We start from the raw sequence: 6,941 nt of genomic DNA, 5'->3' as shown, positions 1-6,941 counted from the left end.
ACCGTGACCACCGCCGGCTCCAGCGGCGAGACGGAGCGCGACACCACCGTCTGCAGTGCAACCACGCAGTGGCTGGCGATCATGAGCGCGTCCACCGTTTCGTGCGGAATTGCGCCGTGGCCGCCGCGGCCGTGGATGGTGGCGTGAAACTCCCCCGCGCCGGCCATCTGCGGCCCGGCCACCACGCCCACGATGCCGCTGGGCATCCCCAGCCACACGTGCAGCCCCAGCGCCGCGTCCACCCCGTCCAGCACGCCGGACTCCATCATCCCCACGGCGCCGCCCAGCCCTTCTTCCGCGGGCTGGAACATGTACTTCACCGTACCGCCCCACGAATCGCGCGACCGCGCCAGCCGCTCCGCCACCGCCAGCCCGATGGCCACGTGCGCATCGTGCCCGCAGGCGTGCATGACGCCGTCCGTCGCGCTGGCAAAGTCGTGCGTGGTCTGCTCGCGGATGGGGAGCGCGTCCATGTCGGCGCGCAGCAGCAGCGTGGGCCCGGCGCCCGTCCCGCCGCGCAGCGTACCCACCACGCCGGTGCCCGCCAGCCCGGTCTGCACCTCGTAGCCCGCGGCGCGCAGCCGCTCCGCCGCGATCCCCGCCGTGCGGTGCTCCTGAAAGCCCAGCTCGGGGTGGCGGTGCAGGTCGCGGCGGGTGCGCACCAGCAGCTCGGTTTCGTCGGCGACGGTCATGGCTTCACGCGGATGAGTGGCGGGCCGCGCGGCGCGGCCGGGGCGGACAGGATAGCCGGGGCGCCCGGTCACGTGCAATCCGCGCCTTGCCTTTGCGCACGGAGCGAACAGAAGCGGCGCTCCGTGGTACTACATGCGTGACCCGGACCTGCCACGCTTCTTGCAACGCTGCGGCCGACCGGCGAAGTGCCCCGTACCCGACAGGTTCCGTTATCATGAGCTCCCCGATCGTGCTCCTCGTAGAAGACAACGAGGACAATCGTACCATCTATACGACAATCCTGCGGCACGTGGGCATCGACGTGATCGAGGCCGGCAACGGTGAAGATGGAATTCGCCTTGCGCGCGAGCGGAATCCGGCCGTGATCCTGATGGACGTGGCCATGCCGGGCATCGACGGGTGGGAGGCTACGCGCCGCCTGAAGGCCGACGTGGACACGGCGCACATCCCCGTGATCGCGCTCACCGCCCACGCCATGGCCGAAGACCGCCAGCGCGCGGTGGAGGCCGGCTGCGAGGGCTACCTGGCCAAGCCCATCGAGCCGCGCCGCGTGGTGGAAGAAGTGCGGAAGATGCTGGACCGCATCGCCGCCGCCGCGCCCCAGTAAGCGCGGTTCGCCCCAGCCGAAAGCCCCGCCGATCTCCGGATCGGCGGGGCTTGTTCGTTGCTCCCTGCAACGGCAGCCGCAATCTCACACGGGGGCTCAGAGACACGGAGGGAACCGGAATGACAGGGTTCCGGGCGGCTTGGTATCTCCTTCCGCTTCCGTACCTCCGGGCCTCTGTATGTGCCCGTCCTTCGTTGAACTACGCGGCGACACACTTTCCATCCAGCCATCGAGCGTGTAGCGTCATCGCTGGCGAACGAGCAACCCCATCCTGAAAGTGTGAGGAGCGTGCATGGAGGTGTTCACCGAGCCCTGGTGCGTGGCCTGCTGCGAGCGGATGAACGAGAGCGAGGCGTACGGGCGCGCCGCGGCCACCTGGGAGGGCACCGCCGTGCTGGTGATGACGGCCGACCCGGCGCACGGCATTGCCGAAGAGCGCGCGGCGTGGCTGGACATGCACCACGGCGCCTGCCGCGGCACCCGGCTGGCCACCGACGCGGACCGTGCCGGCGCCGCCTACGTGTTTCAGGCGGACCCCGCCACCTGGAAGCGGCTGCTGGCCGGCGAGGTGGACCCCGTGGCCTCGGTAATGACGGGAAAGCTGCGCCTCACGCGCGGCAGCCTGTTCACCCTGGCCAAGTACGCCCAGGCCGCCCGCGAAATGGTGGTCGCGGCCGGGCAGGCCGGCGGCAGCTTTCCTCCGATGGCATCCTGATCCATCCCCCTCTCCCCGCCCTCCCATGCCGCAGACCTGGCTTTCCACCCGCCCGCAGGGGCTCGACCACCGCCTTCCCGCCATGCGCCTGTGGCACAAGGCCAAGCGCCTGGGCGTGTGGGACCCGCGCGAGATCGACCTGACCGTGGACGCGCAGGACTGGCGCCGCCTCAACGACGAGGAGCGTGACGTGATCCTGCGCCTCACCTCGCTGTTCCAGGGCGGCGAGGAGTCGGTGACCATGGACCTGCTCCCGCTCATGATGGTGATGGCGCAGGAGGGGAGGCTGGAAGAGGAGATGTACCTGACCTCCTTTCTGTGGGAGGAGGCCAAGCACGTGGAGGCGTTCCGCCGCTTTCTGGACGAGGTGGCGGACGAGCACACCGACCTTTCCCGCTACCACACGCCCAGCTTTCAGCGCCTGCTGGGGGAGGAGCTTCCGGAGGCGATGGGGCGGCTGCGCACGGACAGCTCCCCCGCCGCGCAGGCCGCCGCCTCCGTGACCTACAACATGATCGTGGAAGGCGTGCTGGCCGAAACGGGCTACCACGCCTACGACATGCTGCTGCAGCGCAACGGCATCATGCCGGGCATGCAGCGGGTGATCGGCAACCTGCGGCGGGATGAGTCGCGCCACATCGCGTACGGCGTGTTTCTGCTTTCGCGGCTGGTGGCGGAGCACGGCGACCCCGTGTGGGAGACGATCGAGCAGCGGCTGAACGAGCTGCTCCCCCTGGCGCTGGGCGTGGTGGCCGAGGTGTTCGAGCCGTACCCCGTGCCCCCGTTCGGGCTTCGGATGGAAGACTTTGCGGACTTTGCCCTGTCGCAGTTCGGCAAGCGGGTGGCGCGGCTTGAAAAAGCGCGCACCCAGACGCTGGAGCAGGTGATGGGCACCGCCCTGGAAACCGAGGAGACTGCGCTCTGACGCTGCATCGCAGGGACCTGTTTCTCCGCCCGCTGGAGCGGATCGCCTCCGGGCTGCACGTGCGCCCCCGGGCGCCGCGCGCGGCGCCCGGCTCGGAGCCCGGCACCCTGTACTCCGATCCGGAGGCCGCGCCGCCCCGCGTGACCGTGATCGCGTACGGGCCGCTGGAACTGACCGAGTGCCCGGTGGACGACCTGGCCCTGCTGGAGCGCATGCGCGGCAACTGGCCCGTGCTGTGGGTGAACGTGGACGGCGTGGGCCACGCCCCCACCATCGCCGAAGTCGGCCGGATCTTCGGGCTGCACCGGCTGGCGCTGGAGGATCTGGGCGACGTGCAGCAGCGCCCCAAGGCCGAGGTGTACGATGACAGCCACCTCTTCGTGAGCGCCCGCATGGCGCGCATGACGCCGGAGCTGGACCTGGAGCACATGGGGATCTTTCTGGGCCCCGACTACGTGGTCACCTTTCAGGAGCGCCAGGGCGACCCGCTGGAGCCCGTGCGCCAGCGCATTCGCCTGAGCCGCGGCCGCATCCGCCGCTCCGGGCCGGACTACCTGGCGTACGCGGTGCTGGACGCCATCGTGGACAACTACTTTCCCGTGGCCGAAGCGTACGCCGACTCGCTGGACGCGCTGGAAGACGAGGTGCTGGGCAGGCCGGGGCGCGCCACCATGGAGCGCCTGCACCGCACCCGCCGCGAGCTGATGTCGCTGCGCCGCGCGGCGTGGCCCATGCGCGACGCCATCACCATCCTGCTGCGCGAGCCCATGCCCCTGTTTACCGGGGAAACGCTGGTGTACCTGCGCGACACGCAGGACCACTGCGTTCAGGTGGTGGAGCTGGTGGACCAGTACCGCGAACTGGGTGCGTCGCTCACCGACCTGTACCTGTCGTCCGTGAGCAACCGGATGAACGAGGTCATGAAGGTGCTCACCATCTTCAGTGCCGTCTTCATCCCCCTCAGCTTCATCAGCGGGATCTTCGGGATGAACGTGGACCACCCGGACCCGGTCTGGTGGTGGAACCTCCCGTTCGCGGTGGGGGTGATGGCGGGGACGGCGGCCATGGTGCTGCTCTGGGTGGCCTCGCGCGGTTGGGTGGGGAACGACCGCGGCGGCTGACGGGGCGCGGCGGCGGACAATGCGGGCGGGGGCGCACGGCCATGGACCGTGCGCCCCCGCTTTTTCGTCACGTGCCCGCCCTCTCTCCGCCAGCGTCCGCACAGCTGTCCGGTTTGGCACTCCGGACGGGCCTTTACGGGGTAAAAATTCCCAAAATCCTCACTGAACGGCCACTCCGTTCACCTCCACGCGCCCGATGGGAGCGCGTTCTTGGTATCCTCACTCGCAGCAACGGCTTACGACATTTCTTGAGGAACGCACGGAATCAGTGCGGCGGGACGCGATCTGTCGTGAAACATGCGAAAGCGGGTGTACCGCGTACGTGCCGCCCCGGACCGAAACGGTAGCTTTTGCTCATCGCCCCGCTGTAAGGTTTTTAGCACCCTTCCCCAGAGCCGTCCTCATGAAGATCCGCGCCGCCCTTCCGCTCCTGTTCCTGGTCCTGTCGCTGGGCGCCTGCACGGGATCCGCCACCGCTCCCGAAGCGCGCCCCTCCGCCCGCGCCGCGCTCGACAGCGTTCCCCCGCCGGTCACCCGGGCCGATTCCACGCGCGACAACGGCGGGGGACTGCTGGGATCGGGCAACTGAGCTAGGCACGCACCTCGGCGAGCGCGTCCACCAGCCGGCCGGCAAGCTCGCTGGCAGGCTCAGCGCTCGCCGTGCGGACCGCTTCCTCCGTCCGCCGCTGCCTCCGGACTGCGTCCAGCATCGCCTCCGCCGTCAGTACGACACGGGATTCGCCGCGTTCCGTGGCATAGCGGATGGCTGCTTCCAGTGCATCCGCGGCTTCTTCCCACTGCCCCAGGCTCGCGGCTCCATGAGCCAGCCCCAGAAGGGCGCGCGCCGCACCCTCGCCCGCGTTGCCGGACCGCGACATACGCCAGGTTTCTTCCGCGGCGTACCGGAAGCGGGTGGCGTCTCCCGAGCCGCCCGCCGCCCTCGCCACGAGCCCCAGCACCACCACACGTTCTTCCTGATCGTTCACGTGGGGGAGGATTGCGGCGGCCACCCGCAGGGCCTCGGCGAAGTTGCCGCGCGTCGCCCAGATGTAGGCCGTGTCGTACGCGAGGCGCAGTGTCTTCATGCTGCCCCGCCCGTAGGACTCCAGGGTGGCCAACCCCAGCGAATGCATGTCGCCGTCCGCTCCACTTTCGCAGGCCAGACCGAACAGGTCGTGCAGCGCATCACCCTCCAGCGAGGGGAGTGAGTAGCGCCGCGCGGCCACCAGGCAGCGCATGTGAGCGCGTTTGGCAGCGGGGTAGCTGCCGCGCTGCATGAACAGGTTGCCCAGGCCGGAGTAGGAGCGGGCGTAGACGCGCCAGTCGCCGCTGCGGCGGGCCTGCACGATGGCGCGGGCGTACCAGCTTTCCGCGCGGTCGTACTCCGCGTGGCGGCGGGCCAGGCGGCCCACGGCGTACGCCAGCCCTGCGCTCTGCGGCGCCGTGAGCGCCGCGGCCTGCATGAACTCCAGCGCGGTGCCCAGGTGGCCGCGCCGCTCCGCCCACATGGACACGCGCCGGCATGCGTTCACCAGCCGCGCCACGTCCATCCCCCCCGGCGCCTCCACCAGCCGCCGCAGCACGCTCAGGGGCGCCACCAACTCCTCATCCAGCCGCAGCGCCTGCACCTCCGCCTCGCGCACCTCCGCCGCCGCGCCGCCAAACAGGCCGCCGCGCCGCGACACGGGGGTGCCGGCCCACGCCGTCACATTGCGAAGGCCCTTCCACAGCACCACGCCCAGCGGCCCCCGCACCTCGTCCAGAATGCCGAGCCCCGGCATGGGCTCCGGCCCGCGGGTAATGGCGGGCGGCGGGCGGGTGCGGCGTGTGGCGGGACGCGGCGGGGGCGAAGAGGGCATCAGCGGGTCACCGGGCAGGGCATCACCAGGGATGCGGCGGTAAGGGAAAGTCACTGGAGCATCACGCCGCGCGGCGCAACGCGCAAGCCCGCAGCACGGCGATTGCGCTGTGCGGGCGGGTACGGGGCGCGGCCGTGCGCCCGCGGCGGGGGCACCGGCAACGGATGGGGCGGATGAGGGGCACCGAACGGACGTGGAACGTGGATGCCGTCGAGGACGGGCTCGCGGCGGTGGACGGCGGCGGGGAGCCGCGGGCGCACCTTCCGGCGTGGCTGCTTCCCCCGGAGGCGCGCGAGGGCGACGTGCTGCGGGTGGAACACACGGTGGAGCTGGACGGATCGGTCATCGTGCGCATCCGGCTGGACCGGGCGGCGAGCGAGCAGGCCCGGCAGCAGAGCCGGGAACTGCTGGGCCGCGCGGCAGAAACGGACGATGGCGGCGACCTGTACGTCTGACGCGCGCACCCGCCGCGCGGTCACGTCCAGAACCGAAAGGAGGGCGCGCGGGAATCCGCGCGCCCTCCTTTTCGTCGATCGCGTTCAGCGCGCGGAGGGAACGGCGTCCGCCGCGGCCAGGCTCACCGTCCACAGCCAGTCGCGCTTGGCGCGCGACACCGCGATGACCGTCTCGGGCTCGTTGCCGATGCGCACCCGCACAAAGCGGTAGCTGGTGGGGATGTTGAGGGTGTACTCCGCCTGGGACGAAGGCGAGTTGCGCACCAGCACCCCGTCCGCCGTGGGCTGCAGCACCTCGCTTCGGCGGCCGGAAACCACCTGCCCGTCGGCGGATTCCGTTTCGCGGATCCAGATGGCCGCGGCCCCCGCGCGCTGCCGCGACGCAAAGCGGATCAGCACGTAGTTGACCGCCGGGCGAAACTGCACCACGGCCGAGGTGCCCGGCGCCGGTCCGGACCGCGCCGCGGACAGCGCGGGGTCGCGCCGGCGGACGGCCGCGGGCGGCTCCGCCTCGGGGGCGGGAGCCGGCGCCGCGGGCGCGGGCGGCGGGGCCGGAGCCGCGGCCA

General features: G+C 71.1%; 9 protein-coding genes. 6 read left to right on the top strand and 3 right to left on the bottom strand.

Annotated elements, in window-relative coordinates; translation table 11 throughout:
- Positions 1-692, bottom strand: a 692-nt coding sequence (locus tag VF665_RS12610; protein ID WP_331053780.1) for an amidohydrolase, incomplete at its 3' end; no start/stop codon positions are given.
- Positions 693-907: 215 nt separating this feature from the next.
- Here VF665_RS12610 and VF665_RS12605 point away from each other — a divergent pair.
- The 5 genes from VF665_RS12605 (at position 908) to VF665_RS12585 (ending at position 4,650) form a co-directional block, all read left to right on the top strand.
- Positions 908-1,300, top strand: a complete 393-nt coding sequence (locus VF665_RS12605) for a response regulator (protein WP_331053779.1) — start codon at positions 908-910, stop codon at positions 1,298-1,300.
- Between the two features lie 292 nt (positions 1,301-1,592).
- Positions 1,593-2,015, top strand: coding sequence for an SCP2 sterol-binding domain-containing protein (locus VF665_RS12600; RefSeq protein ID WP_331053778.1), 423 nt, complete (start codon positions 1,593-1,595; stop codon positions 2,013-2,015).
- 25 nt (positions 2,016-2,040) lie between these two features.
- Entirely contained in the window at positions 2,041-2,940 is a 900-nt protein-coding gene (locus VF665_RS12595) for a R2-like ligand-binding oxidase (protein WP_331053777.1), read from the top strand.
- Positions 2,941-2,999: 59 nt separating this feature from the next.
- Entirely contained in the window at positions 3,000-4,061 is a 1,062-nt protein-coding gene (gene corA / locus VF665_RS12590; protein ID WP_331053776.1) for a magnesium/cobalt transporter CorA, read from the top strand.
- Between the two features lie 403 nt (positions 4,062-4,464).
- Positions 4,465-4,650, top strand: coding sequence for a hypothetical protein (locus tag VF665_RS12585; protein ID WP_331053775.1), 186 nt, complete (start codon positions 4,465-4,467; stop codon positions 4,648-4,650).
- Position 4,651: 1 nt separating this feature from the next.
- Here VF665_RS12585 and VF665_RS12580 read toward each other — a convergent pair whose 3' ends face one another.
- The gene (locus VF665_RS12580) at positions 4,652-5,920 is read right to left on the bottom strand and encodes a hypothetical protein (protein WP_331053774.1); all 1,269 of its coding nucleotides are present in this window, start codon (positions 5,918-5,920) and stop codon (positions 4,652-4,654) included.
- 173 nt (positions 5,921-6,093) lie between these two features.
- Here VF665_RS12580 and VF665_RS12575 point away from each other — a divergent pair, with 173 nt between their 5' ends.
- Entirely contained in the window at positions 6,094-6,375 is a 282-nt protein-coding gene (locus tag VF665_RS12575; RefSeq protein ID WP_331053773.1) for a DUF3006 domain-containing protein, read from the top strand.
- A gap of 84 nt (positions 6,376-6,459) precedes the next feature.
- On the opposite strand, the gene VF665_RS12570 is transcribed toward VF665_RS12575, so the two are convergent.
- On the bottom strand, positions 6,460-6,941 hold a 482-nt coding region (locus tag VF665_RS12570; RefSeq protein ID WP_331053772.1), incomplete at its 5' end, for a hypothetical protein.

The organism is Longimicrobium sp., assembly GCF_036387355.1.
Taxonomy (GTDB): domain Bacteria; phylum Gemmatimonadota; class Gemmatimonadetes; order Longimicrobiales; family Longimicrobiaceae; genus Longimicrobium.
This window is presented reverse-complemented; position numbering and strand designations above follow the sequence as displayed.